27 protein-coding genes are annotated in these 25607 nt (G+C 67.8%); 14 read left to right on the forward strand and 13 right to left on the reverse strand.

The window, feature by feature from the left end:
- Positions 1 to 151 precede the first annotated feature (151 nt).
- Entirely contained in the window at positions 152 to 847 is a 696-nt protein-coding gene (locus DK368_RS18525) for a dienelactone hydrolase family protein (protein WP_114395511.1), read from the forward strand.
- 104 nt (positions 848 to 951) lie between these two features.
- A complete protein-coding gene (locus tag DK368_RS18530) occupies positions 952 to 1926 on the forward strand; it encodes a quinone oxidoreductase family protein (protein ID WP_114395512.1) in 975 nt (324 codons plus the stop codon).
- Between the two features lie 106 nt (positions 1927 to 2032).
- On the opposite strand, the gene dnaQ is transcribed toward DK368_RS18530, so the two are convergent.
- The 5 genes from dnaQ to DK368_RS18555 form a co-directional block, all read right to left on the reverse strand.
- Positions 2033 to 2719, reverse strand: a complete 687-nt coding sequence (gene dnaQ / locus DK368_RS18535; RefSeq protein WP_114395470.1) for a DNA polymerase III subunit epsilon — start codon at positions 2717 to 2719, stop codon at positions 2033 to 2035.
- Complete coding sequence (coaE, locus tag DK368_RS18540; protein WP_114395471.1) at positions 2712 to 3386, reverse strand: dephospho-CoA kinase; 675 nt, start codon at positions 3384 to 3386, stop codon at positions 2712 to 2714. Before coaE ends, dnaQ begins: the two co-directional genes overlap by 8 nt.
- Positions 3383 to 4249: a shikimate dehydrogenase gene (locus DK368_RS18545; protein ID WP_114395472.1), complete on the reverse strand. Its 867-nt coding sequence runs from the start codon at positions 4247 to 4249 to the stop codon at positions 3383 to 3385. The genes coaE and DK368_RS18545 overlap by 4 nt, the downstream gene beginning before the upstream one ends.
- A 99-nt stretch (positions 4250 to 4348) precedes the next feature.
- Positions 4349 to 4963 carry a Maf family protein gene (locus tag DK368_RS18550; RefSeq protein WP_114395473.1) on the reverse strand — a complete coding sequence of 205 codons (615 nt, stop codon included), beginning with the start codon at positions 4961 to 4963 and terminating at the stop codon, positions 4349 to 4351.
- Positions 4960 to 5868 carry a pyruvate, water dikinase regulatory protein gene (locus DK368_RS18555; RefSeq protein ID WP_240002568.1) on the reverse strand — a complete coding sequence of 303 codons (909 nt, stop codon included), beginning with the start codon at positions 5866 to 5868 and terminating at the stop codon, positions 4960 to 4962. Before DK368_RS18555 ends, DK368_RS18550 begins: the two co-directional genes overlap by 4 nt.
- Positions 5869 to 6271: 403 nt before the next feature.
- On the opposite strand from DK368_RS18555, the gene hemE reads away from it, so the two are divergent.
- Positions 6272 to 7348 carry a uroporphyrinogen decarboxylase gene (gene hemE / locus DK368_RS18560; RefSeq protein ID WP_205028289.1) on the forward strand — a complete coding sequence of 359 codons (1077 nt, stop codon included), beginning with the start codon at positions 6272 to 6274 and terminating at the stop codon, positions 7346 to 7348.
- Between the two features lie 29 nt (positions 7349 to 7377).
- Positions 7378 to 8472, forward strand: a complete 1095-nt coding sequence (gene hemH / locus DK368_RS18565; RefSeq protein WP_114395475.1) for a ferrochelatase — start codon at positions 7378 to 7380, stop codon at positions 8470 to 8472.
- A 16-nt stretch (positions 8473 to 8488) separates the two neighbouring features.
- On the opposite strand, the gene DK368_RS18570 is transcribed toward hemH, so the two are convergent.
- Entirely contained in the window at positions 8489 to 9658 is a 1170-nt protein-coding gene (locus DK368_RS18570; protein ID WP_240002569.1) for an adenylate/guanylate cyclase domain-containing protein, read from the reverse strand.
- A gap of 254 nt (positions 9659 to 9912) precedes the next feature.
- On the opposite strand from DK368_RS18570, the gene DK368_RS18575 reads away from it, so the two are divergent.
- From DK368_RS18575 to DK368_RS18590, 4 genes are all read left to right on the forward strand, one after another.
- Positions 9913 to 10464, forward strand: coding sequence for a NifU family protein (locus tag DK368_RS18575; RefSeq protein WP_114395477.1), 552 nt, complete (start codon positions 9913 to 9915; stop codon positions 10462 to 10464).
- Positions 10465 to 10757: 293 nt separating this feature from the next.
- Complete coding sequence (locus DK368_RS18580; protein WP_114395478.1) at positions 10758 to 11846, forward strand: glucosaminidase domain-containing protein; 1089 nt, start codon at positions 10758 to 10760, stop codon at positions 11844 to 11846.
- 339 nt (positions 11847 to 12185) lie between these two features.
- Positions 12186 to 12884: a tRNA (adenosine(37)-N6)-threonylcarbamoyltransferase complex dimerization subunit type 1 TsaB gene (gene tsaB, locus DK368_RS18585; RefSeq protein WP_114395479.1), complete on the forward strand. Its 699-nt coding sequence runs from the start codon at positions 12186 to 12188 to the stop codon at positions 12882 to 12884.
- Positions 12881 to 13345, forward strand: coding sequence for a GNAT family N-acetyltransferase (locus tag DK368_RS18590; protein ID WP_240002570.1), 465 nt, complete (start codon positions 12881 to 12883; stop codon positions 13343 to 13345). Before tsaB ends, DK368_RS18590 begins: the two co-directional genes overlap by 4 nt.
- Positions 13346 to 13354: 9 nt before the next feature.
- Here the strand turns inward: DK368_RS18590 and DK368_RS18595 are convergent, their stop codons facing one another.
- Positions 13355 to 13597 (reverse strand): sulfurtransferase TusA family protein, encoded by a 243-nt coding sequence (locus DK368_RS18595; RefSeq protein ID WP_114395480.1) that lies wholly within the window; start codon positions 13595 to 13597, stop codon positions 13355 to 13357.
- Positions 13598 to 13700: 103 nt separating this feature from the next.
- Between DK368_RS18595 and DK368_RS18600 the strand changes: the two genes are divergently transcribed.
- From DK368_RS18600 to DK368_RS18615, 4 genes are all read left to right on the forward strand, one after another.
- Positions 13701 to 14120, forward strand: coding sequence for a Ros/MucR family transcriptional regulator (locus tag DK368_RS18600; protein ID WP_114395481.1), 420 nt, complete (start codon positions 13701 to 13703; stop codon positions 14118 to 14120).
- Between the two features lie 229 nt (positions 14121 to 14349).
- Complete coding sequence (locus tag DK368_RS18605; RefSeq protein WP_114395482.1) at positions 14350 to 15165, forward strand: GNAT family N-acetyltransferase; 816 nt, start codon at positions 14350 to 14352, stop codon at positions 15163 to 15165.
- Between the two features lie 29 nt (positions 15166 to 15194).
- Complete coding sequence (locus DK368_RS18610) at positions 15195 to 16043, forward strand: lysophospholipid acyltransferase family protein (protein WP_114395483.1); 849 nt, start codon at positions 15195 to 15197, stop codon at positions 16041 to 16043.
- A 99-nt stretch (positions 16044 to 16142) separates the two neighbouring features.
- Complete coding sequence (locus DK368_RS18615; RefSeq protein WP_114395484.1) at positions 16143 to 17423, forward strand: lytic murein transglycosylase; 1281 nt, start codon at positions 16143 to 16145, stop codon at positions 17421 to 17423.
- 18 nt (positions 17424 to 17441) lie between these two features.
- Here DK368_RS18615 and DK368_RS18620 read toward each other — a convergent pair whose 3' ends face one another.
- Both DK368_RS18620 and DK368_RS18625 read right to left on the reverse strand, forming a co-directional pair.
- The gene (locus DK368_RS18620; protein WP_155524634.1) at positions 17442 to 17729 is read right to left on the reverse strand and encodes a hypothetical protein; all 288 of its coding nucleotides are present in this window, start codon (positions 17727 to 17729) and stop codon (positions 17442 to 17444) included.
- A 114-nt stretch (positions 17730 to 17843) separates the two neighbouring features.
- Positions 17844 to 18749 (reverse strand): SDR family oxidoreductase, encoded by a 906-nt coding sequence (locus DK368_RS18625; protein ID WP_114395486.1) that lies wholly within the window; start codon positions 18747 to 18749, stop codon positions 17844 to 17846.
- Positions 18750 to 18874: 125 nt separating this feature from the next.
- Between DK368_RS18625 and DK368_RS18630 the strand changes: the two genes are divergently transcribed.
- Complete coding sequence (locus tag DK368_RS18630) at positions 18875 to 19375, forward strand: winged helix-turn-helix transcriptional regulator (RefSeq protein ID WP_114395487.1); 501 nt, start codon at positions 18875 to 18877, stop codon at positions 19373 to 19375.
- Here DK368_RS18630 and DK368_RS18635 read toward each other — a convergent pair.
- From DK368_RS18635 to DK368_RS18650, 4 genes are all read right to left on the reverse strand, one after another.
- Positions 19363 to 22062 (reverse strand): bifunctional acetate--CoA ligase family protein/GNAT family N-acetyltransferase, encoded by a 2700-nt coding sequence (locus DK368_RS18635; RefSeq protein WP_114395488.1) that lies wholly within the window; start codon positions 22060 to 22062, stop codon positions 19363 to 19365. The two genes, DK368_RS18630 and DK368_RS18635, sit on opposite strands and share 13 nt — an antisense overlap.
- Positions 22063 to 22248: 186 nt before the next feature.
- Positions 22249 to 22755 carry a tetratricopeptide repeat protein gene (locus tag DK368_RS18640; protein WP_114395489.1) on the reverse strand — a complete coding sequence of 169 codons (507 nt, stop codon included), beginning with the start codon at positions 22753 to 22755 and terminating at the stop codon, positions 22249 to 22251.
- Positions 22756 to 22919: 164 nt separating this feature from the next.
- On the reverse strand, positions 22920 to 23462 hold the full coding sequence (ppa, locus tag DK368_RS18645; protein WP_114395490.1) for an inorganic diphosphatase: 543 nt from the start codon (positions 23460 to 23462) through the stop codon (positions 22920 to 22922).
- Between the two features lie 172 nt (positions 23463 to 23634).
- On the reverse strand, positions 23635 to 24624 hold the full coding sequence (locus DK368_RS18650) for an adenosine kinase (RefSeq protein WP_420818911.1): 990 nt from the start codon (positions 24622 to 24624) through the stop codon (positions 23635 to 23637).
- A gap of 111 nt (positions 24625 to 24735) precedes the next feature.
- Between DK368_RS18650 and DK368_RS18655 the strand changes: the two genes are divergently transcribed.
- Positions 24736 to 25416: an EI24 domain-containing protein gene (locus DK368_RS18655; protein ID WP_114395492.1), complete on the forward strand. Its 681-nt coding sequence runs from the start codon at positions 24736 to 24738 to the stop codon at positions 25414 to 25416.
- The last annotated feature ends 191 nt before the right edge of the window (positions 25417 to 25607 follow it).

A 25607-nucleotide genomic window follows, 5' to 3' on the forward strand; every position in this document is an offset into this window, starting at 1 on the left:
AATCACGGTTTCTGCCGGACGGGGTGCCGCCAGGGAGCGGTGACAAGCCGGCAAGCACCTTGCTATCGTTCCGGCGAAAACCGTCCGCCCGCGTGCAATGTCCACCGGCGGCGCCTATCCCAAGAAACCGAGCAAGACCAAAGGGCAGAGCATGACCGACGTGACGATCACGGCCGCCGATGGCGGCAGTTTCACCGGCTATCTGGCCAAGCCGGCCTCCGGCAGCGGACCCGGCATCGTGGTGATCCAGGAAATCTTCGGGGTCAACGATGTCATGCGCGGCCTGTGCGACCGTCTGGCCGCCCAGGGCTATGTGGCGCTGTGCCCGGATCTGTTCTGGCGGCAGGAGCCGGGGGTGCAGATCAGCGACAAGACCGATGCCGAGTGGCAGAAGGCCTTCCAGCTTTATCAGGGCTTCAACGAGACCAAGGGCGTGGAGGATCTGCTGGCGACACTGGCCTATCTGCGCACGGTCCCCGGCGTCGGCCCCAAGGTCGGCAGCATCGGCTATTGCCTGGGCGGCAAGTTGGCCTTCCTGATGGCCACCCGCTCCGATGCCGACTGCACCGTCAGCTATTACGGCGTCGGCATCGACGGCGCCCTGGGCGAGGCGGGAGCCATCACCCAGCCGCTGCTGATGCATATCGCCGGCAAGGACAAGTTCGTGCCGCCCGAGGCGCGCGAAAAGATCCTTGCCGCGCTGGGCGGCAACACGCTGGTGGATATCCATGTCTATGCGGAGCAGGATCATGCCTTCGCCCGCACCGACGGCATCCATTGGGACCCGGCGGCGGCCAAGCTGGCCAATGACCGCAGCGATGCCTTCTTTGCCAAGCATCTGAAGTAACCACCCGGCGGGCGCCGGCGTCATCTCATGGATGGAGGTCCCCCCGGGGACAGCCCATGCCGGTGGCCGGCGCCGATCGCCCGGAAACGGAAAGTCGATTTGCCATGACCCATGCCATCCGCGTCCACCAGGTGGGCGGCCCCGAAGTCCTGCGCTGGGACAGCATCGAGGTCGGCGCCCCCGGCCCCGGTCAGGTCCGCCTGCGCCATACCGCCATCGGCCTGAACTTCATCGACACCTATCACCGCTCGGGCCTGTACCCGCTGCCGCTGCCCATGATCCCCGGATCGGAAGCGGCCGGCGTGGTCGAGGCAGTGGGCGAGGGCGTGACCGAACTGAAGCCCGGCGACCGCGTCGGCTATTGCTCCGGCCCGGTGGGCGCCTATGCCGAGGAGCGCCTGTACCCGGCCGACCGGCTGGTGAAGCTGCCGGACTGGCTGGACGAGCGCATGGCGGCCGCCATGCTGCTGCAGGGCATGACGGCGCGCTATCTGCTGCGCAAGACCTATCCGGTGCGGGCCGGCGACACCGTGCTGATCCATGCCGCCGCCGGCGGGGTGGGGCTGATCGCCTGCCAATGGGCCAACGCCCTGGGCGCCACTGTCATCGGCACCGTCAGCACGCCGGAGAAGGCAGAGCTGGCCAAAGCCCATGGCTGCCACCACCCCATTCTCTACACCCAGGAGGATTTCGTCGCCCGCACACGGGAGCTGACCGGCGGGCGCGGGGTGGAGGTGGTCTATGACGGTGTCGGCAAGGACACCTTCATGGGCAGCCTGGACTGCCTGCGCAGCCGCGGCATGATGGTGACCTTCGGCAATGCCAGCGGCCCAGTGCCGCCAATGCCGCCGGCCCTGCTCGGCCAGAAGGGCGGCTTGTTCCTGACCCGTCCGTCGCTGGGTCATTATGTGGCCAGCCGCGACGAGCTGCTGGAAACCGCAACCGACCTGTTCGGCGTGGTCCGGGACGGCCGGGTGAAGATCAATGTCCACCAGAGCTTCGCCCTGAAGGATGCGGCCGAAGCCCACCGCGCGCTGGAAAGCCGGCGGACCACCGGCTCCACCATCCTGCTGCCCTGAGCCGCGTTTCACGTGGAACAGGGGTCCCGGTGTCGGTGCGGGCGCCAGCGCCTCCCGACACCGACCTTCACGCAAGCGGCCGCTCCCGCGCCGTCATTCCGCGCCGTCATTCCACCTTGTCGGCGAACCAGAGCGGCGTCTTCTTGAAGCCCTTGAGGAAGGCCTCGTGCGCCGCCAGCTCGTCCGGCGGCGGCGCATGGGGCCGGGCCGCGCGGAAGGGCCGGTCGCGCTTCACCGCCTGGGCCGGGCCACCGGACTGTGACCCGCCCAGCACCAGATCGGGCTGACGCCCGCCCAGCAGCTCCAGATAGACCTCGGCCAGCAGCTGGGCATCGAGCAGGGCGCCGTGCAGGGTGCGGTTGGAATTGTCGATCTCGAAGCGCCGGCAGAGGGCATCGAGGCTGGCGGCCGCGCCGGGGAAGCGCTTGCGCGCCACCATCACCGTGTCGACCACCGGGTTGCGCAGCGGCTTCATGCCCAGACGGGCCAGCTCGGTATTGAGGAAGCCGATGTCGAACTGGGCGTTGTGGATGACCAGCTGGCTGTCGGCGATGAATTCCAGGAAGTCCGAAACAACGGAGGCGAACACCGGCTTGTCCGACAGGAACTCCGCCGACAGGCCGTGGACGGCGAAGGCCTCCTGCGGCATGTCGCGTTCGGGGTTGATGTAGACGTGGAAGGTGCTGCTGGTGGAGACGTGATTGATCATCTCCACACAGCCGATTTCGACGATACGGTCGCCGTTCAGCGCGTCGATGCCGGTGGTTTCGGTGTCGAGGACGATCTCACGCATGGGAAGAACTCGTGCGGCGGGGGGCGGGGAAGCGGGCTGTCCGGGGCCGGGCGGCAACCGGGGGCCAGACCCGGCCACGCTGTGACCGCAACAGTCTGACGATGGCGGCCAGGCACTGCAAGCTGTAGCGCCGGCCAAGGCCGGTGGGGACCACGAAATCGGCCCGGCGCCGTTTTTCCCGGTCGGGCATCTGCCGGGCCAGGATCAGGGCCAGCTTGTCCGCCGTCATACCGGGACGGGCCAGCACCCGCCGGCGCTGGACGAAGGCGGGGGCGCTGACCACCACCACCCGGTCCACCCGGTCCTGTCCGCCGGTCTCGAACAGCAGCGGGATGTCCAGCACGGCCACGGCCACGCCCCGGCGGGCGGAGCGGCGCAGGAAATCGTCGGCCGCCTTGCGCACCAGCGGATGCACCACCGCCTCCAGCCGTTTCAGCGCCGCCGGATCGCCCAGGATCAGGGCCGACAGACGGGCCCGGTCCACGGCGCCGTCGCGGATGGCCTCGGGGAACAGGGCGGCGATGCGGGGAACGGCGGCACCGCCGCGGGCGTAGAGGCGGTGGACCGCGGCATCGGCATCATGCACCGGGCAGCCCAGGCGCCGCAGCATGGACGCCGCCGTGCTTTTGCCCATGCCGATGGAGCCGGTCAGGCCGAGGACGATCAAAGCCCCTCCAGCACGAAACGGCGCAGATCCGGCGTCACCGCCGGCATCTGCCCGAACCAGGCGGCGAAGCCCGGCCGGGCCTGGTGCAGCAGCATGCCCAGCCCGTCGACCACAGGATTGCCGCGCGCCTGCGCCGCCAGCAAAAGCGGGGTCAGCAGCGGGGTATAGACGATGTCGGTGACCACGGACCGTGGCGGCAGGCGGGTCAGATCCAGGTCCAGCGCCGGCTGGCCCTGCATGCCCAGGGTGGTGGTATTGACCAGCAGGGCGGCATCGGCCAGGGCCGGACCGCGCTGGTCCCAGGGAATGACGTCGATGGCACCGCCCGGACCAGTGGCCGGACCAGTGGCCAGATCGGCGGCCAGATCCTCCGCCTTGGCCGCGGTGCGGTTGATGAGGCGCACCGTGGACACACCGGCATCCAGCAGGCCCAGGACCACGGCGCGGGCGGCACCGCCGGCCCCCAGCACCACCGCCGGGCCGGCATCGGCCCGCCAGGACGGTGCGCCGTCCGAAAGGTTCGCCATGAAGCCGAAGCCGTCGGTGTTGCGGCCCTCCAGCGTGCCGTCGGGCTGCACGATGATGGTGTTGACCGCCTTCATGCGCCGGGCGGCCTCGTCCAGCCTGTCGACGCAGCGGAACGCCGCCTCCTTGTGCGGAACGGTGACGTTGCAGCCGCGAAAGCCCAGGGCGGGCAGGGCGCGGATGGCCTGTTCGATACGGTCGGGCGCGACGGGCAGGGGGATATAGGCCCCGTCAATGCCGTACTGCCGCAGCCAATAGCCATGCAGCCGCGGACTGCGGGAATGGCCCACCGGCCAGCCCATCACCCCGGCCACCCCGGCCTTGCCGCTGAGGATCATGGTGCTTCCCCCTGTCTGGCCCCTGTCTGGTCCCCGTGCCGGGGCCCGACCGGCCTAGTCACCCGCATCAGTAGCGCCGGCGGAGCAGGGGGGCAAGGGTCAGTCCGGCAGCACACCGCGGGCGCGCAGGAAGCCAAGCAACGGCAGCAGCGGCAGGCCCAGGATGGTGAAATGGTCGCCGCGCACCTGGCTGAACAGCTGGGCGCCCAGCCCTTCCAGATGATAGGCACCGACGGAGCCGCAGACAGCGTCACCGGCCGCGTCGAGATAGCGGTCGAGGAAGGCGTCGCTCAATGGCCGCATGGTCAGGATGGCCTGATCGACCGTGTGCCAGACCCGCTCGCCCCCGTGGAAGACGACGGCGGCCGAGATCAGCCGGTGACGGCGGCCGGACAGCCGACGCAACTGCGCGGCGGCACCCGCCCGGTCACCAGGCTTGTCGAACCAGTCGCCCTCGCACTCCAGCATCTGATCGGCGCCGATGACATAGGCGTCGGGATGCCGGCGGGCGACCTTGGCGGCCTTCAGCTCGGCCAGGGCCTCGGCCACCGCCTCCGGCGGCATGCCGCCGGCACGGCAGGAATGCTTGACCTCGTCCTCGTCCACGGCGGCGGTCTCGACCCGGACGGCAAGACCCGCCGCCTCCAGCATATGCCGGCGGGTCACGCTGCCGGAGGCCAGGATCACGGGCTGGCTGGACAGGACCATGCTCATGCCGGGCCGCCACCGGAGCGGAACGGGCCGGGTTTGCCGAGCGGCAGGCTGAGATCGCTGGAAAAGGCCGCATTGGGCCGCCGCCGCGCCAGGATCATCATGATTTCCGCCGCCGTCTCCTCGATCGAACGGCGGGTGACGTCGATCACCGGCCAGCCATTGCGGGTGAACAGGCGCCGCGCCTCCAGCAGTTCGGCCCGCACATGTTCGGGATCGGTGTAGCTGGTCTCCTCGCCCTGGTTCAGCAGGCGCAGGCGGTTGCGGCGGATCTGCACCAGCCGCTCCGGGTCCTTGGTCAGACCGACGATCAACGGCTTGGTCAGGGTGTACAGCTCATCCGGCAGCGGCACGCCGGGCACGAACGGGATGTTGGCGGCCTTGATGCCACGGTTGGCCAGATAGATGCAGGTCGGCGTCTTGGAGGTGCGGCTGACGCCGACCAGAAGCACATCGGCATCGTGCAGGTTCCAGCCGCTCTGCCCGTCATCATGGTTGAGGGCGAAGTCCATGGCGTCGATGCGGCTGAAATATTCGGCGTCCAGCGTGTGCTGCCGGCCGGGCTGGCTCTGGCTTTCCAGGTCCAGATAGGCCGCCATGGCATTGATCAGCGGATCCAGCACGGGGATGCAGGGCACCGCCATGTCACGGCAGCTGTCCTGCAGCTTGGCGCGCAGCCGGTCATTGACCAGGGTGAACATCACCAGGCCGGGATTATCGCGGATGCCGTCGACCACCATGTCCAGCTGCCGTTCGGTCCGGACAAGATTCCAGAAATGCTCGATCGGCTGCACGCGGTCGAACTGGCTGACGCAGGCGCGGGCCACGGAGTTGATGGTCTCGCCGGTGGCGTCCGACACCAGGTGGAGATGGAAGGTTTTCGGCATCTCGGGCGGGGATGTGGACATCTTGGGGGCACCCCAGGGAAAAGCGATGGGAGTCCATACACCGGAAACATCCATCCCGGAAACAGGGTGCATCGGTCCCTGTGGAATCCCACCCGTGCGAAATCGCAGCAGCCTTACGGGAGAGTCCGGGACGAATCACCTGTGGACAGGTTTTTTCCCCGACTCCCCACAGGTGGGAACCCCAGTGTTTCCGCCGATTCGGGAAAAATCTCCCCAAGACTTGTCCACAGCCCGGCGCAACGGCCCCCCTATGACTCTGGTCCTGTGGACAAAAATGCGGACAGAATAGAATTCACGTTATCCACACAACCCACCATCACCCCATTCCTTTCAAAGAGTCAGTCAAGGTAAAAGGGGGGCCTGGGATAACTGGGCGGGTACCGCCCGAACGTGATCGGAAGCCATGAGCGAGAAGACCGCGGCACCCGCCGCCAAACCGATGCTGCGCGCCCTGGCGGGGGAGGTGCAGCCGCGCCCGCCCTTCTGGCTGATGCGGCAGGCGGGCCGCTATCTGCCGGAATACCGGGCCGTGCGGTCCCAGGCCGGCGGCTTCCTCGATCTCTGCCTGAACCCGGAGCTGGCCTGTGAGGTGACACTGCAGCCACTGCGGCGGTACGGCATGGATGCCGCCATCCTGTTTTCCGACATCCTGACCCTGCCGCACGCCCTGGGGCAGACTGTCGGCTTCGCGGAAGGCGAGGGGCCACGGCTGACCCCCATCCGCGATCTGAAGACGCTGGCGCAGCTGGACCGCGGGCGCCTGCATGAGCGCGCCGCTCCGGTCTATGAGGCGGTGCGGCGCATCCGCGCCGCCCTGGACAGGGATTTCCCGCAGACGGCGCTGATCGGTTTCGCCGGCTCGCCCTGGACCGTGGCCTGCTACATGGTCGAAGGGGCCGGGTCGAAGGAGTATCTGCATGTCAAACGCTGGGCCTTCGGCGATCCGGCCGGCTTCCAGCAGCTGATCGATCTGGTGGCCGACAGCACCGTCGATTACCTGTCGGCCCAGGTCGAGGCAGGGGCCGAGGTGCTGCAGCTGTTCGACAGCTGGGCCGGGGCCCTGCCGTCGGCGGAGTTCGGCCGCTGGGTGGTGCAACCGACGCGCCGCATCACCGCCGCCCTGAAGCAGCGGCACCCCGGTGTGCCGATCATCGGCTTTCCGCGGCAGGCCGGGCTGAACCTGCTGACCTATGTGGACGAGGCCGGCGTCGATGCCGTGTCTCTGGACCCCGGCGTGCCGCTGCTGTGGGCGGCCCGGACACTGCAGAGCAAAGTGGCCGTGCAGGGCAATCTGGACCCGGTGCATCTGGTCACCGGCGGCAGCAGCCTGGAGCAGGCAGCCCGCGCCGTTCTGGACACGCTGGGTGATCGGCCCTTTGTTTTCAATCTGGGCCACGGCATCATCAAGGAAACCCCCCCTGAGCATGTGGCGCAGCTGGCAGACTTGATCCGGACCTGGCCCGCTCTACGTAGGGGATAGGTTTCTTTCCGAACCGCGTGAGACACATTGTGACCGATTCCGTTTCCGTCGCCCGTCCCGCCACCGGCGGCCGGCGCAAGATCGCCATCGTCCTGTTCAATCTGGGCGGGCCGGACCGGCCGGAGGCGGTGCGGCCTTTCCTGTTCAACCTGTTCAACGACCCCGCCATCATCCGGGTGCCGAACCCGGTCCGCTTCCTGCTGGCCAAGCTGATCTCCGGCCGCCGGGCCAAGGTGGCGGTCGAGATCTATGCCAAGATGGGCGGCGGCTCGCCGCTGCTGCCCAACACCGAGGCCCAGGCCCGCGCCCTGGAAACGGCCCTGTGGGATGAGGGGGAGGTGCGCTGCTTCACCTGCATGCGCTATTGGCATCCCATGTCGGAGGAGGTGGCGCTGGCGGTGCGGGACTGGAACCCTGACGAGATCCTGCTGCTGCCGCTCTACCCCCAGTTCTCCACCACGACGACGGCATCCAGCCTGCGGGTCTGGAACCAAGCGGCCGCCCAGGCCGGCCTGGACAAGCCGACGCGGCTGGTCTGCTGCTACCCGACGGAGCCGGGCTTCATCCGTGCCAATGCCGACCTGATCCGCACGGGCTTGGCGGAGGCCGCTCCCCATGGCAAACCGCGTGTGCTGTTCTCCGCCCATGGGCTGCCGGAAAAGGTGGTCAAGGACGGCGACCCCTATCAGTGGCAGTGCGAGCGCACGGCCGAGGCGGTGGTCAAGGAACTGGGCATTCCGGGTCTGGACTGGGTCAGCTGCTATCAGAGCCGCGTCGGTCCGATGACGTGGATCGGCCCCTCCACCGAGGAGGAGGTCCACCGCGCCGGCAAGGACCGGGTGCCGCTGGTCGTGGTGCCCATCGCCTTCGTGTCCGAACATTCGGAAACGCTGGTGGAGATCGGTGACGAATACCGCCATCTGGCCGGGGAACTGGGCGTGCCGCACTTCGTGGCCGTGCCGACGGTGATGACCCATCCGGCCTTCATCCAGGGCCTGGCCAATCTGGTGCGGCAGGTGCGGGCCGGCGGCGGCAGTGTCTGCAACGCCTTCGGTACCCGCCAGTGCCCCAGCAGCTTCAGCGGCTGCCCGCATGCGGCGGGCGGCCTGCGGGCGGCGGGATAGGCCACCACCAAAGGCGTCAGTCCCGCCCGAAGACCTCCACCGGGTCCTGCAGCCCTTTGACGGCATGCAGGCCCAGGCTGCGCAGCCCGCCCTCCGGGCAGGCCGCGGCGAAGGCGGCGGATGTCAGCAGCGGCCGGTCCAGGGCGCGGGTCAGCCCTTCCAGACGGGTCACCAGATTGACCGCCGGGCCGATGACCGTGAAGTCGAGACGGTCGGGGGCACCGATATTGCCGTAGAGCACGTCACCCACATGCAGGGCGATGCCGGCACCCAACAGCGGCTGGCCCCAGGCCGCGCGCTGGGCATTAAGGCTGGTCATGCCGGCCATGGCCTCGTCCGCCGCGGCCAGCGCCTCGGCGCATTGGCGCGCCAGTTCGTCCGGTCCGTTGCCGGCGCCGATGGGGAAGATCGCCAGCAGGGCGTCGCCGACGAATTTCAGCACTTCGCCGCCGCGGCGCTGCACGGCGCCGCCCATGATCTCGAAATAGCCGTTCAGCAGGGCGATCAGCGCCCCGATCTCCAGCCGGTCGGCCAGGGGCGTGAAGCCGCGCAGATCGCAGTACCAGAGCACGGCCGAGAGGGTCATGCCGCTGCCACGGCGGATATCGCCGTCCAGGATGCGCTGGCCGGCCGCCGGCCCGACATAGGTGTTCAGCAGGGTGGTGGCCAGCAGGCGCAGCGCCCGCGCCTCCAGCAGCACACTCAGCGCCGGCAGGGCGCCGTAGAGCATGCCGAGATCGGCGGCGGAAAAGCCGCCGGGATGGCGTGTGGCGAAAGTCACGGCGTTGCGGCGGCCATTGGCGCCGACCAGTGCCATGGCTGTGTAGTCGCGGAAGCCCTGGTCCCAGAGATCATGCAGCACGGGGTAGGGATAAGGCGGGGCCGTGCGCTCCAGCGGCACATGGATGCCCTCGACCCCGCCATCGATGATGGCGGAGATGGGGCTTTGCCGGTAATCCGGAGTCAGTTCGATCCCGTGTTCCCGGTTGATCTGCTCGATCCCGTCGCGATCGACTCGCCAGATGTAGGTAACGGCTCTGATCTGCGGATGCAGCAGACGGACATGCAGCGTCATGCGCTCGATGGGGCAGCCGGCCTCACGCAGATGATGGGCATAGGCCTCGATCAGGGCCGGGATGTCGCCGTGGCGCACACCCACTGTCAGCAGCCAGGTTACGACGCGCATGGCCGCGGGATCGGGAACGCTGAAATCCCCGTCAGCTGCCTCTGCCGGCCGTCCTTCCCCCATCATCACTCCGCCGATGCGGTTCCACGCGCGGTCCCGCGCGGGGCCGCCTTGTCGATGAACGTCTTGATCTCCCGGCGCATACTGCCCACTTTCGCCCTGTCCCGCCAGCCGTAGGGGCCGCATGGGCGGCCCGCGGACCGGTTTCCGGTCACGGCAACCGTCCGGCGGCAGCAGTTCCAAGGTGCCCGATCATGTTCATCCAGACCGAAGAAACCCCGAACCCGGCAACCCTGAAATTCCTGCCCGGCCGTGACGTGCTGGGCCGTGGCACGGCCGATTTTCCCGAGGCCGCCATGGCTGCCCGCTCTCCGCTGGCCCAGCGTCTGTTCGAGGTGGAGGGAGTGACCCGGGTGTTCCTGGGGTCCGATTTCGTGACCGTCACCAAGGATGGCGGCCATGACTGGTACCTGCTGAAGCCCAGCATCCTGGGCGTCATCATGGAGCACTTCACCGCAGGGCGCCCGGTCCTGCTGGAGGAGCATACCGACGACAATGCCATTGCCGAGGATGACGACGAGGTCGTGGCCCAGATCAAGGAACTGCTGGATACCCGTGTGCGTCCCGCCGTGGCCCAGGATGGTGGCGACATCACCTTCCACGGTTTCGACCAGGGCATCGTCTATCTGACGATGAAGGGTGCCTGTGCGGGGTGCCCCAGTTCCACCGCCACCCTGAAGGCGGGTATCGAGAACATGTTGAGGCACTACATTCCCGAGGTTGTCGAAGTCCGCCAAATCCGCTAAGGTGCAAATTCACTGCCTAAAAATCGTCTTAAATGGCAGGCAGAGGCAGAGCCGGGGAGCAAAGATCTCCCAGGGGTGCGATACCCCGACCGGCTCGGTCCGGCATCACGGTCAAACCCGAAGAATGGGACCGTTGACGCCGGTGGAGCCTCTATGGACCCGCGGAACCGGCCACACTCGGCACGGCCTGGACCCAAGGGTCGACCGGAGAAGTTCCGGCACCGATAGCCGCGACGGGTGATCCGCCCGTGCGATCGGTATCGCTTGGAAACGGGTACGGGAGTGAGGTGTACATGCCGACGGACAAGACCGAGGGCCATTGCGGCCCCCGATGGCCGACCTTGTGCGCCATCCTGTTGGCGGTCACGGTGGTGTTTCCCTGCAGCCTGTGGCGCATCGGGAAAGCCGAGCCGGCCGCCGATGTGGCCGCAACGGCAGAGGTCGCACGCGCCGCGTCGACCGCCGTTGAGGCCGGGGATGACGAGGTCGCGCTGGCCATGCCCGCCAAGGCGGTCAAGCGGATCGCCGCGCGTCTGGACGCGCGGTCGCTGCTGGATCTGTTCCACGCCGCCGACTACCACATCGACCAGGTGCGCAGCGGCAGCATCGCCGTGCCGCGGCTGGTGCTGGCGGATCTTCCCCACGATATCGACCGGCTGGAATCCAGCGATGACCGCAAGGCGGTTTTCGTGAAGACCATGCTGCCGCTGATCCTGCTGGCCAATGAACGGATCGAGGCCGACCGTGACCGCCTGTCGAAACTGCATCAGATCCGCGAAAGCGGGCAGGCCCTGGCACCACAGGACCGGCTCTGGCTGGCGGATCTGGCCGAGCGCTATGGGGTCGAGGTCGAAGGTGAGGTGGATACCAAGGATCTGCTGAAGCGCGTTGATATCGTGCCGCCGTCCCTGGCCCTGGCCCAGGCCGCCGAGGAGAGCGGCTGGGGAACCTCTCGCTTCGCGCAGAAGGCCAATGTGCTGTTCGGTCAGCTGACCTGGAAGGCCGAGGATGCCGGCGTGACTCCGCGCAACCGCCAGCCCGGCCAGACCCACCGCTACCGCGCCTTCGATGACCCGAAGGCCAGCGTCGAGGCCTATATCCACAATCTCAACACCCACCGGGCCTATGAAGGGTTCCGGCGCCTGCGTGCGTCGCTGCGCACCCATGGCAAGCCCCTGGACGGCGTCCAGCTGGTGTCCACGCTGGAACGCTATTCGGAGCGCGGTGCGGATTATGTCCACACCCTGCAACGCCTGATCCGCAGCAACAAACTGGCCGATTTCGATCAGGCGGTGCTGCGTGATCTCGAACTGCCGGCTGCGGCGGATGGGGATGAGGCGGTCGGTGACACGGCGGCGGTCCTGCCGCTGGTTGTGCGCTGACGATCCTTCGGTCGAGAACAGCCGGCGACCGCCGGCGCCACCATGGGTGGTGTGTGGCTCTGTGAACTGAATACCTTGTTTTGTTCACAGTATCGGTGGCCCTCGAACGCGGCAGAATCCTGGCCCGGGATGGCGACGCCATGCTCGTGGGCGCTGGACGCAGGGCGGCTGCCGCCAGATGACGCTTCCCGTGCGCTTGCCGGCCATGGCATAGCCAAGGGGATTGGTGAGGCCGGACGACCGGCCCCGACGGCACCCGTCGGCGGTCCCACGCTTTGGACAGCGCATGGCCCTGTCTGGTAGGGGCCGACCGGCAGCAGGCAGGACGTAAGTACGACGATGATCACCCTGGGCATCGACACCGCCACCAGCGCCTGTGCCGTGGCGGTCTGGTCCGCGGCGCAGGCGCGGGCGCTGGCCGTCCGCACCGAGCTGATGAGCCGCGGACAGGCGGAACGCCTGGTCCCCCTGATCATGGAAACGCTGGCGGATGCCGGCGTCGATTTCGCCGCCATCGACCGTTTCGCCGTGACGGTCGGACCCGGCACCTTCACGGGCTTGCGCATCGGTCTGGCCGCGGCGCGCGGTCTGGCCCTGGCCGCCGGACGACCGCTGCTCGGTGTCACCAGCTTCGAAGCCGCGGTGCGCGGGCTGCCGCCGGCGCAGCGGGCCGGGCGAACGCTGCTGGCCTGTATCGAAAGCCGGCGCGATGACCTGTTCCTTCAGGCCTTCTCGTCTGAGCTGCAACCGCTGACCGGGCCGGCCGATGTGTTGCCGACGGATGTTCCCGCCTTTGTCTCCGGGCAACTGCCGAAGGGACCGTTGCTTCTGGTCGGCGATGCCGCGGAACGGGCCGCTGCCGCCCTGGATGCCCGTCCGGTGGATCTCCCGGTCGTGACAACCACCGGTGCCGCCGAGGCGCTGGCTGCGGCACGGCTGGCTGCGACCCTGACCGATGCGGAGATCGCCGCCCGGCCGGCGGACCCCTTCTATCTGCGACCACCCGACGTGACCCTGCCCGGTGGGAAGAGAGCGTGACCAGCATCCTGGTGCATGGGCCGGAGGCGGCATCGCTGCTGGCAGCGATGCATGCCGAGGCTTTCGCCGATCCGGGTGTCACCGGTCCCCCCTGGAGCGCCTCCGCCTTTGCCGACCTGCTGGTCCTGCCGGGAACTGTGGCGCTGGTGGCAGCGACGGACGGGCAACCGCAGGGGGTGCTGCTGCTGCGCACCGTGCTGGATGAAGCCGAGATTCTGACCGTGGGGACACGGCCCGCCGCCCGGCGTCTGGGCATCGGCCGCTGTCTGGTCGAGGCCGCTGCGCGGCATGCCGCCGCCGCCGGGGCCGGTGTCCTGTTCCTGGAAGTAGCCGAGACCAATACAGCCGCGCGGTTGCTCTATGCCGTCTGCGGCTTTGGTCCCGTTGGGCGGCGCAAGGGATATTACCATCTCGACGGCGCCGCCGTGGATGCGCTGATCCTGCGCCGTCCGCTCTCCTGATTCGGGAACTCAGCTTCTTCTCACCATCATTCGATGTATGCCATCCGGTCGCGCCGCATTTTCCGGTGACAGCGACAGCACCACATGACCGTGTTCCGTCAAGGTACGAGGCACATTGACCAGAGGCTCACCGGAATTCATACGAACTTCAAGCACTTGGCCGGCAGACAAGCGTTCCACGGCCAATTTGGTCCGGACGAATGTCATCGGGCAGACCAGCGATGTGATGTCGAGGAAATAATCCGGTTCCATATCCTGACCTGCGTTTTCCTACTCTATGGGAGTAAAACGTTATTGCGTGAAACAGCGGAAAGACTTATATGACAGGAAAGTTCCTCATCTGGAGCAAAGATAGATGTCCACTGCCTCGCCGTCGAACGAGCTTTTGTCTCTCACAACAGAAATCGTGGCCGCACACGTTTCGAACAATACGGTGGCCATCTCTGACCTGCCTTCCCTGATCGAACAGGTGTATAAGAGCCTGTCCAATGTGGGACAGGAGCCTGTGCCCCAGGTTGAGAAGTTGCAGCCTGCCGTCGCCATCAAGAAATCGGTCACGCCGGAATATATCATCTGTCTGGAAGACGGTAAAAAGCTGAAGATGCTGAAGCGGCATCTGAAGACGGCCTACAACATGACCCCCGAGGAATATCGCGATCGTTGGGGTCTGCCGGCTGATTACCCGATGGTTGCGCCCAATTATGCCAAGCAGCGCTCCAGCCTGGCCAAGCAGATCGGCCTCGGCACGCGCGCCCGTCGCGGCAGCAGCATCTGAGCTCCAGAGCGTCAAGATGCAAGATCGGGGGTCGGCTGCGCATGCCGACCCCTTTGTTTTTCGTGGTACCGGGGTCACGTTCAGCCTGGACCGGTGAAACTTTCGTGAAACCGGGGGGCAAGGCCCATGCAGGCGGTTGACCGTGCGCCTGCGCTTTGTGGTATCCCAATGGGCCGAGACGTGGAAGTCCACACCGGACTGGCCCACGCCAGCGACCGTGAACGAGAGCATGGCAGACATCACCATCGATGCGCTGACATCCGGCGATCTGAGATCAGGTAGCCTGGAAGTCCGTCTTGCCGAGACCTCGGCCGAGATTCTGGCCGCGCAGCAGCTGCGCTATCGCGTTTTCTACGAGGAGATGCAGGCCCGCCCCACGGCGGACATGGCGGCCCTCAAGCGCGATTTCGACCATTTCGACACCGTCTGCGACCATCTGCTGGTCATCGACCGCAATGTGGGCGAAGGCGCGGCCGGCGTGGTCGGCACCTACCGGCTGATCCGCCGGGCCGCTGCCGCACGGATCGGGACCTTCTATTCCTCGGACGAATACGACATCTCGCGGATCGAGGAATATCCCGGCGAGGTGCTGGAACTGGGTCGTTCCTGTGTCGACCCGGCCTACCGCACCCGTGGCAGCATGCAGCTGCTGTGGCGCGGCATCGCCGCCTATGCGGTGCTCTACGACATCCACCTGATGTTCGGCTGCGCCAGTCTGCCCGGCATCGACCCGGCCCAGCTGGCCATGCCGCTGTCCTATCTCTACTACCATCATCTGGCGCCGCCGGCGCTGCGGCCGGTGGCCCTGCCGCACCGCTTCGTCGACATGCGGATGCTGGACGAGCATGAGGTCGATCCGCGCCGCGGCATCAACGAGCTGCCGCCGCTGATCAAGGGCTATCTGCGCCTGGGCGGTTTCGTCGGCGACGGGGCCGTCGTCGACCACCAGTTCAACACGACCGATGTGTCCATCGTCGTGAAGACCGACCTGATCACCGACAAATATCTGCGCCACTATGAGCGGCGCGGCACCGCGCTGCTCTGACACCGGAACGGCGGAGGCCGAAGGACGCAATGGATATCGGCTCCTCCCTGCGCGGCATCGTCCGTCTGGTGATCTATGGGATCTGGACGGCCGCCTGCATTCCGGTGCAGGCGGTCATCCTGGCCTGCCGGTTACCGGTCGATCATCGGTTCCCCCGCTTCTACCACGGCGTCTGCTGCCGGATGCTGGGGATCGAGGTGGTGGTGCGTGGCACGCCGTCGCGGGTGCAGCCGACGCTGTTCATCTCCAACCATTCCTCCTACCTGGACATTCCGGTGCTGGGATCGCAGTTGCCGGTGTCCTTCGTTGCCAAGGCGGAGGTGGCGGGCTGGCCGCTGTTCGGTCTGCTGGCCAAGCTGCAGCAGACTGTCTTCATCCAGCGCGAGCAGCGGCAGAAGGCCCAGGAACAGCGCGACAGCATGGCCGGGCGGCTGCAGTCCGGGGACAATCTGGTGCTGTTTCCCGAGGGCACCAGCAGCGACGGCAACCGCACCCTGCCCTTCAAGACCGCCCTGTTCGCCGTGGCCTCGACCCGGATCGACGGCGCGCCGGTGACGGTGCAGCCGGTATCGGTCACCGCCACCCATCTGGACGGGCTGCCGCTGGGCCATATCTGGCGCTCGCTCTATGCCTGGTACGCCGATATGGAGCTTCCGCCCCATCTCTGGCGCATGGTCCGGGCCGGGCGGCTGCGGGTGACGGTGGAGTTCCATGCCCCGGTGACGGTGGAGCAGTTCAGCAGCCGCAAGGCCCTGGCCGACCATTGCTGGCAGCAGGTGGCCGCCGGTGTCGACCGGGCCGTGGCCGGGCGCGCTGACCGGCCGACCACAATCACGGTTGAACAGCCCGGCTCGGTCGAAGAGGCCTATGCCGGTTGACCCTGGGTCCTGGCTCCCGGTCGCGTAAAGATCGCTGCACGGGCGGCGTCCGATCCCCTAAAGTCTGGACCTCGCCCGGTACAACAGGATTGGTTTGGTATGCGTCCGGTTTTGGTTCTGGCAGCCGGCGTGTCGCTGTTGGCATTGACAGCGTGCGCCAGCGACGTCACCCCCGTCGCCCCGGCCTCCGCGGCCGCGACGGCCGCCGCCCCGAAGACAGCGGCATCGCCATCGGCCGGTGAGCGGCCCCTGCCCGACGCGTCGGGATTCCCGGCCTGGCTGGACCGGTTCCGGCAGGACGCCCTGGCCGCCGGCATCTCCAAAGCCACGCTCGACCGCAGCCTGACCGGCATCCGCTTTGATGACGCCATGGTGCGGCGCGACCGCAGCCAGCCCGAGACGGTGCAGGCCTTCGTCGATTACTTCGACCGGGCGGTCAACCCGACCCGGGTGGCCAAGGGCCAGGAGATGCTGCGCACCCATGCCGCGCTGCTGGACCGGATCGAACGCCAGTATGGCGTCCCGCGCGAGGTGCTGGTGGCGTTCTGGGGCATGGAGACCAATTACGGCAGCATCCTGGGCGGCAACAACACCTTCCAGGCCCTGGCCACCCTGGCCTATGAGGGGCGCCGCGGCCCCTTCTTCACCGGTGAACTGATGGCGGCCCTGCGGCTGGTGGACCTGGGCTGGGTGCAGCCCGACCATCTGGTCGGCAGTTGGGCCGGTGCCGTCGGCCACACCCAGTTCATGCCCTCGGTCTATCTGAAATATGCGGTCGACGGCGACGGCGACGGCCGCCGCGACCTGCGCACCAGCGTGGCCGATGCCCTGACCTCCGCCGCCCGCTTCCTCCAGGCCTTGGGCTGGGACAAATCCGTGCCCTGGGGCCAGCAGGTGGTGCTGCCGGCCAGCTTCGACTATCACCGCACGGATCTCGCCAATGCGCGGCCGGTGCGCGACTGGCGGGCCATGGGCGTGCGGGGCCTCGGCGGTCCCCTGCCCGTCGGAGAGGCGCCGGCGGCCATCATCGTGCCGCAGGGCCACACCGGCCCGGCCTTTCTGGTCTATGCCGCCAATTTCAAGGCGACCACGGGCTGGAACGCCGCCATCAGCTATGCCCTGGCCGTCGGCCACCTGTCCGACCGCCTGAAGGGAGCCCCCGCCTTCGCCGGTCCCCGCCCGGCCGAGGCGCCCTTGACCCGGACCCAGGTGATCCGGTTGCAGACGCTGATCCATGACCAGGGCATCGCCAGCCTGGAGCCCGATGGTCTGGTCGGACGCGGCACGCGTGAAGCGGTGCGGCTGGCCCAGCAGGCGGTCGGGCTGATCCCCGACGGCTATCCCACGCCGGAACTGATCCGGAAGCTGGAGGCGCGCTGACGCGCCGGCCGCCGCGGCTCAGACGTTGAGGTTCAATTGGGTGCCGCGGCGCCTTGGTGTCTGGGCCCGGACAGCCCCCGCCTCAGTGTCGACGGTATAGCCGGAGAAGGTGGAGGACTGGTCTTCCCGACTGGCTTCGGCCTTGCCGGTGGCCGCGGCGGCGCGGGTTGTCTGCGTCGCCACCGGCTTCGCCAGCTTCTGTGCTGCGACCATGGCCGAGGCCAGCGCCGCATTGGCCTGCGGCGAGTGCTGGGGCGCCTGGGCGGTCACAGGGACCGGCGGCGGCATGGTCGGCGGGATCAACATGCTTCAGTAGATCGCCTCCCCGGCGGATATGTCAAGGCGATGGGCTGCGCCGATCCGGCACAGCCCTGGAGCCGCCCCATGGCGCCATCCCATGGCGCCGGTGGTGGCGCCGGATCACGCCGGCAGGAACAAGGCCCGGTTGGCGCTGAAGAAATCGCGCAGGCTCTGCGGCGCCTGCCCGGTCAGGGTCTTCACGGCGTCGCTGACGATGTCGATGCGCCCGGCGCGGGTGTTGGTGTCGAAGGAGGCCAGGACAGGTGCGAAGAAGGCCGGCACCCCGGCCGCCTTCAGCCCCTCCTCCAACTGCGCCTCGCTGACCGGGATGACCTGCAGCGGCCGGCCGAGGACAGAGCTGGCCAGGGCGGCGATCTCGGCCGTGGTCAGGGCCTCCGGGCCGGTGATGTCATACCGGTGGTTGCCGCTGTCCTGACTGGCCAGAGCGGCGGCGGCGGCGCGGGCACAATCCTCCCGCGTGACATGGGTGACGCGCCCGTCTCCGGCGGCGCTGTACCAGTGTCCGCTGGCCAGAGCGTGCGGCAGCGACGCCAGCAGGTTTTCGGCGTACCAGGCGTTGCGCAGCACCGTCCAGCCCAGGCCGCTGGCCGCCAGGGCCTGTTCCGTCCCGTAGTGATCCGGTGCGAACGGGATCGGCGATCCCGGTTCCGGATTGGGCATCGAGGTGTAGACCAGATGGCGGACGCCGGCCTTCACGGCCGCGGCGATGGCGGCCTTGTGCTGGGCCAGACGGCGGCCCGGCCGGTCAAGGGCATCGGTCGAGACGATCAGCAGCCGGTCGACCCCGGCAAAGGCCTGGGCCAGATCGGGATCGTCGAAATCCACACGGCGGGTCTCGGCACCTTTGGCGGCCAGATCAGCCAGCTTGGCCGGGTCGCGGGACCCGGCGATGACGCGGGTTCCGCTCACGGCAGTCCCATGCTGGGCGAGCAGAAGCTCGACGATCCGGCGGCCCAGATGCCCGGCGGCGCCGGTGACGAGAAGGGTCCGCTTGCCGATGCTCATGGTCTGTCTCCTGGTTTGAGGCCGGCCGAGGGGCCGCATCCTCCTATGGTCTCTTTTCGAGAGTAAGGCTAAGATAGAGACATTCAGGATATGCGGAAGACGGCAGTTATTTGGGAGATAGGCACATGCAAGGAACCACCGCCCCCGCCTGTGCGGCGGCCCTGACCGACGGACCGGATGCGGCGGCCAGTGCCCGTGCGCTGCATGACGGCCTGCGCGGCTGGCGGGCCAAGTTCCCGGCCCTGACCGATTGCCCCGTGCGCGATGTGCTGGACCAGATCGGCGGGAAATGGAGCACGCTGATCCTGACGGAACTGGGCGGCGGCCCGCTGCGCTTCGGCGCCTTGCGCCGGACCCTGCCGGATATCTCCCAGCGCATGCTGACCCAGACCCTGCGCGATCTGCAGCGGGACGGGTTGATCCAGCGGCAGGTGTTTCCCACCGTGCCGCCGGCCGTGGAATACAGCCTCACCCCCCTGGGCCAGGGGCTGTTGCAGGCCATGTCCACCCTGATCGGCTGGGCCGATCGCAATCATGCGGCCATCCGGGCGGCCCGCCTGGACTTCGATGCCCGCGCCGCCGACCTGCAGGAGGAGGCGCCCGTGCGTCTGGTTCAGAACCGGTAACAGACCTCGACGATGCCGTGGTCGTCGGGATTGTCGTGCTGGACGAAGCCCAGTTCGCGGCACAGCGCCAGCATGCCGGTATTCTCGCGCAGCACCTCGCCGAACACCTCCTTGATGCTGCGGCTCTGGGCATATTTCAGGATCTCGGTCATCAGGATGTGGCCAAGTCCTTTGCCTTTCATGTCACTGCGCACCAGCACGGCATATTCCGCCCGCTCATTGTCCGGATCGGCGGTGATGCGGACCACACCATAGATGGGGTCCGGTCCCTCCTGCCCTTCGTTGAAGGTGGCGACCAGCGCCATCTCGCGGTCATAGTCGATCTGGGTCAGGCGCGCCGCCATCTGGTGCGACAGGCGCTTCATCGGCGCGAAGAAGCGCAGCCGCAGATCATCGATGCTGGTATGGGCCACCTGGTCGTGGATCAGCGGCTCGTCCTCCGGCCGGATGGGACGGATCAGGAACTCGCGGCCGTCCCGCAGCCTGGCCTTATGTTCCAGACGCTTGGGATAGGCGCGGATGGCCAGGCGCGAGCGGGCCCGGTCGTCGGCCGGAACAACGCGGATGCGGGCGTCCAGGGCCAGAACGCCGTTCTCGTCGGCGAACAGCGGGTTGATGTCCAGTTCGGCGATCTCGGGGAAATCCGTCACCAGCTGGCTGACCTTGACCATGGCCAGGGCGATGGCGTCCAGATCGGCGGCGGGCTGGTTGCGGTAGCCCTGCAGCAGCTTGTAGATGCGGGTGCGGGCCATGGTCTCCCGCGCCAGATTGAGGTTCAGGGGCGGCAGGGCCAGGGCCTTGTCCGCCACCACCTCCACATGGGTTCCCCCCTCCCCGAACAGCAGCACCGGACCGAACAGCACGTCGTCGATCATGCCGACGATCAGTTCCTGGGCCCCTGGCCGATGGGCCATCTCCTGCACGGTGAAGCCCTCGATCCGCGCATCCGGCAGGGCGGTGCGGATGCGCTCCAGCATGGCCTCGGCCTCGCTCCACACCTGGTTCGGCAGCAGGTTCAGGGCGACGCCGCCCATGTCGGACTTGTGGGTGATGTCATGGGACAGGATCTTCAGGGCGATGCGCCCGCCCAGCCGCTTGGCCGCCCGCTCCGCCTCGGCCGGTGTGGCGGCGACCACGGTCCGCACGCAGGGGATGCCATAGGCGCGCAGCACCTCCTTGGCCTCGAACTCGGTCAGCCAGGGCCGGCCTTCCGCCAGCGCGGCCTCGACCTGGGCGCGGGCCGCCGCCATGTCCACGTCGAACTGCTCCGGCACGCTGGCCGGCGTCTCCATCAGCATGTCCTGGTTCTTGCGGTAGCGGACCAGGTGCAGGAAGGCGCGCACGGCCTGGTTGGGCGTGGGATAGTCGGGAATGCGGCGCTGGGCGAACAGCCGGCGCGAGGCGGCGGCCTGATGCTCCCCCAGCCAGCTGGTCAGCACCGGCACCTTGCGGCCGCCGCCGGGCTGGCTGTGATGGGCCTGGATCTCCGCCAGCACCGACTGGGCGGCATCCTGGCTGTCGGCCACGGCGGCCGGGCAGTTCAGCACCAGCACCGCGTCCAGGTTGCGGTCCTCCAGCATGATCCGCAGCGCGTCGGCATAGCGCTTGCCCGGTGCGTCGCCGATGATGTCGACGGGGTTGCCCTTGCTCCAGGTCGGCGGCAGCACCGCGTCCAGCTTGGCGATGGTTTCCGGCGCCAGCTGGGCCAGCCGGCCGCCGCCGGTAATCAGCGCGTCGGTGGCCAGCACGCCGATGCCGCCGCCATTGGTCAGGATGCCCAGCCGGTCGCCGCGGATCTGCACGCCGGTGGCCAGGGTCTCCACCGCGTCGAACAGCTCGTCCAGCTCGGTCACGCGCAGCATGCCGGCGCGGCGGAAGGCGGCGTCATAGACGGCGTCGGTCCCGGCCAGGGCGCCGGTATGGCTGCTGGCGGCCTTGGCCGCCTCCTCGCTGCGGCCGGCCTTGATCACCACCACCGGCTTGGACCGGGCGGCGGCACGGGCGGCCGACATGAATTTGCGGGCTTGGGTGATGGCCTCGACATACAGAAGGATGGCGCGCACGCCGCTGTCCTGGGCCAGATAGTCCAGAAGATCGCCGAAATCGACGTCGGCCATGGACCCCAGCGAGATCAGATGGGAAAAGCCGATGCCCCGCGGCGTGGCCCAGTCGACGATGCTGGTGACCACGGCGCCGGACTGCGCCACCAGGGCGATGTCACCCTTCAGGGGCGGCACATGGCAGAAACTGGCATTGAGCCCGTGGCCCGGCACCATCACGCCCAGGCAGTTGGGGCCGATGACGCGCAGCAGGTGGGGCTTGGCGGCGTCCAGCAGCTCCTGCTGCAGCTTGCGCCCCTCCTCCCCCATTTCGGCGAAGCCGGCGGTGATGACCACGGCGGCCTTGGTGCCACGCTCGCCCAGTTCCTGGATCAGGGCCGGAATGGTCTGCGGCGGGGTGGCGATGACGGCCAGATCCGGCACCACCGGCAGGTCGCCGACCGACGGATAGGCCAGCACGCCCTCGATCGAGCGCTCACGCGGATTGACCGGCATGATCGGCCCGTCGAACCCGGCATTGAACAGGTTCCGGGCCACCACCTGGCCGACGGACCGTTCGCGGCGGCTGGCGCCGATCAGCGCGATGGAGGCGGGCTTCAACAGCCGGTCCAGGTTGCGGATGGTCATCGCGTGCGTCTCCCGTCCATGAGCGCGAGGGTGGGCGAAGGGGCGAGAAGGCGTAGGAAACGGATTGTCGGAAAACCGTGCGGTCCCGCCACCGTAAACCGGTTTCGTTGCACGACAATGACCTAACTCAAGGCCGTCGGGAAACACTCCATCCGATACAGGATCGTCAGGCCCGGCCGCGATGGGTCAGCGTCCCCGCGGAACGGCATCCAGGGCCAGGATCGCCCGCCGGTGGCCCTCCGCGGCGGCCTTGCCCAGCCAATAGCGGGCGGCGGCAAAGTCCTGGGGGACGCCCCGCCCTTCCAGATGCATCACCCCCAGCCGGAAGGCGGCTTCGGGGTAACCCGGTTTTGCCGGAAGCTCGCCCCGGGGCGAGCCTTGTCCCGGCGTGGCCACGGCGGCCAGCCGGTACCAGCGCGAGGCCAGACCGGGATCTTCGGGAAGACCGACCCCGCGCTCCAGGCTTTCCCCCAGGATCAGGGCGGCGGCCTTGTCGCCGCGGCAGGCCTCCAGCAGGGCGGCGCCCAGCAGCGGCGCGCGGCGGAAGCTGCCCTGGTGTGCCGCGATCTGGCCGGTGTCGGTACAGGGATCGGCGAAGCGGCACTGCTCCAGGCCGGGGCAGATGCTCTCCTGGGCATTGTCGGCGCAGGCGGTCAGGGCCAGCAGGAACAGGATCGGTAGGCGACGATGCATCGGCACACCCGGGCCACGGCGGATTTCCACACCACGCTACGCCTCCAGCACGGGTCGGCTCAACGGGTGCGCTGCAAAGCAAACGGCCGGAGGGGTCGCCCCGCTCCGGCCGTCGTTGATCTGGATCGCGGATCGTCCGCGCCCTGCCGCCGGTCCGGAGACCGTCAGTCGGTGGTGGGCGGGTTGCTGACGCGGGCCATGGATTCCTGGATCAGACGGGCCGCCACATCCGCGTCGTCCCACTTGACGATGCGGACCCACTTGCCGTGCTCCAGGTCCTTGTAGTGCTCGAAGAAGTGGGCGATCTGCTCGACCAGGATCTGCGGCAGCTGCTTGTAGGTGGTCACGTCCTTGTAGAACGGGTGCAGCTTGTCCACCGGCACGGCCAGGATCTTCTCGTCCATGCCGGCATCGTCTTCCATGACCAGCACGCCGATGGGACGCGAGCGCAGCACCACGCCCGGAACCACCGGGGTGGTTCCCACCACCATGCAGTCCATGGGGTCGCCGTCCAGCGCCAGGGTGTGCGGGATGAAGCCGTAGTTGGCCGGATAGAACATCGCCGTATGCAGGAAGCGGTCCACGTAGAGCGCGCCGCTTTCCTTGTCGAGTTCGTACTTAACGGGCTGGCCGCCCTGCGGGATTTCAATGACGACGTTGATGTCCCACGGCGGATTCTTGCCGACGGGGATCTTGGTGATGTCCATGGTGCGGCCTTCTCACTGGCAAATTGGCGGGACCAAATTGGCGGGACGCGGGTCCCGGCGTCCGGCGGGGCGCAGTTTACGCGAGTGCATCTGCGAAATGAAGCCGTCCGAAGGTCCTGCCCGCCGTCTTCTTCCGGCGATGGCGGGCAGGTCTCCGGTACGGGGGTACCGGTCAGCGGCCCATCTTGCCCGCCACCAGGGCGGTCAGATCGACCTGGGAGCGCGGGCCGTACTGGCCGATGATCTCGCCGGCGCAGATGGCGCCCATGCGGGCGCAGTCGGCCAGGTCGCGGCCGCTGGTGAAGCCACGCAGGAAGCCGGCGGCGAACAGGTCGCCGGCGCCGGTGGTATCCACCACCTGGGCCACCGGCTCGGCCGGGATGGTGACCACGCGCTCACCGGCCAGCACCACGGCCCCATGCTCGCCGCGGGTCAGCACCGCCACCTCGCAATGGGTCTTCACGGCGGCCAGGGCCTGGTCGAACCCGGTCTGGTACAGGGCCGTGATCTCGCTCTCATTGGCGAACAGGACGTCCACATGGCCGGACACCAGATCCAGGAAGCTGTCGCGGTGGCGGTTGACGCAGAAGGCATCGGACAGGGACAGCGACACCTTGCGCCCGGCGCCATGGGCCAGACGGGCGGCCTTGAGGAAGGCCTCCTTGGCGGCGGGACGATCCCAGAGATAACCCTCCAGATAGGTCACCTGGGACGCTTCGATGGTGGCGGCATCCACATCGTCCGGGGTCAGCACCACGCAGGCGCCGAGGAAGGTGTTCATGGTGCGGTGGGCATCCGGCGTCACCAGGATCAGGCAGCGGCCGGTCGGGGTGCCGTCGGTCAGGTCCGGCGTGTCGAACACCACGCCGGCGGACCGCATGTCGTGACGGTAGACCTTGCCCAACTGGTCGTCGGCGACCTTGCCGATGAAGGCGCCCTTGCCGCCCAGCCCGGCCAGACCGGCCATGGTGTTGCCGGCAGAGCCACCGGACATCTCCAGCCCCGGCGCCATCTTGGCATAGAGGCTTTCCGCCTCGTCCGCCTCGATCAGGCGCATCCCGCTCTTGATCAGATCATTGTCGCTGAGGAACGCATCCGTGGTCTGGGCAATCACATCGACAATCGCATTGCCGATCCCCACCACGTCAAACAGAGCCGCCACGGAGGCCTCCATGAAGTCTTGAAACGCGGCGCAGTATAGGCAGGCGCGGCCTTGCAGCAAGGGCCGCCTTGCTTCTAGATGGTGCGGCGCACGCAAGGGACGTCCGGACCGATGATTTCACATTTTTCCCGCGCCATGGCCCAGTTGCCCGATCCGGCGTTCCGCCGTGTGGTCTGGCGCGCCGCCCTGGGCACGCTGCTGCTGTTCATGCTGTTGCTGGGGCTGACCGGCTGGACCCTGGCCCGCCTCAGCCTGTTCCAGATCGGCTGGCTCGACACCGGCATCGATCTGCTGGGCGGGGCGGCCGTGCTGATCCTGTCCTGGCTGATGTTCCCCGCCGTGATGATCACCATTTCGTCGCTGATGCTGGACCGCATCGTGGAGGCGGTGGAGGCACGCCACTATCCCGGTCTGCCGCCGCCGCGGAAACAGTCGCTGCGTGAGGAGCTGTGGAATTCCCTGAAATTTCTCGGCCTGGTGGTTCTGTTGAACCTGTTGGCCCTGCCGCTGTATTTCATCCCGGGCGTGAACCTTTTTCTTTACTACTCGCTGAATGGATACCTCCTTGGTAGAGAATACTACGAACTTGTCGCGGTCAGGAGATTGTCACGCGACAGCGTTCGCCTCCTCCGCTCGGAAGAATCACTGAGACTTTTTGTGGCAGGCGTCATTATTGCCTTTATTTCCGTGCTGCCGATCGTGAATCTCTTCGCACCCGTCGTCGCAACGGCATTCATGGTGCATTTGTTCGAACAGTTGCGCCGGGGCTTGCCGCACCCGGGGCCTGCGTGATACCCCGGACGTGCTCGGCCAAGCGACGACACGCCGTTCATCCCGCGCTTGATTTGGGGGCAGACTGCCATGTTCCGACGCACCAAACCGCCCGTCCCGCCGGTTCCGGCGAGCACTCCGACCCCGCCCGCAGACAACCGGCCGGTGGAGGCGACGACTGCGGAGACTGCCCCGCGCTCGCCCGTTTCCGC

Origin of the sequence: Oleisolibacter albus (genome assembly GCF_003336875.1) — a bacterium.
Taxonomy (GTDB): Bacteria; Pseudomonadota; Alphaproteobacteria; order Azospirillales; family Azospirillaceae; genus Niveispirillum; species Niveispirillum album.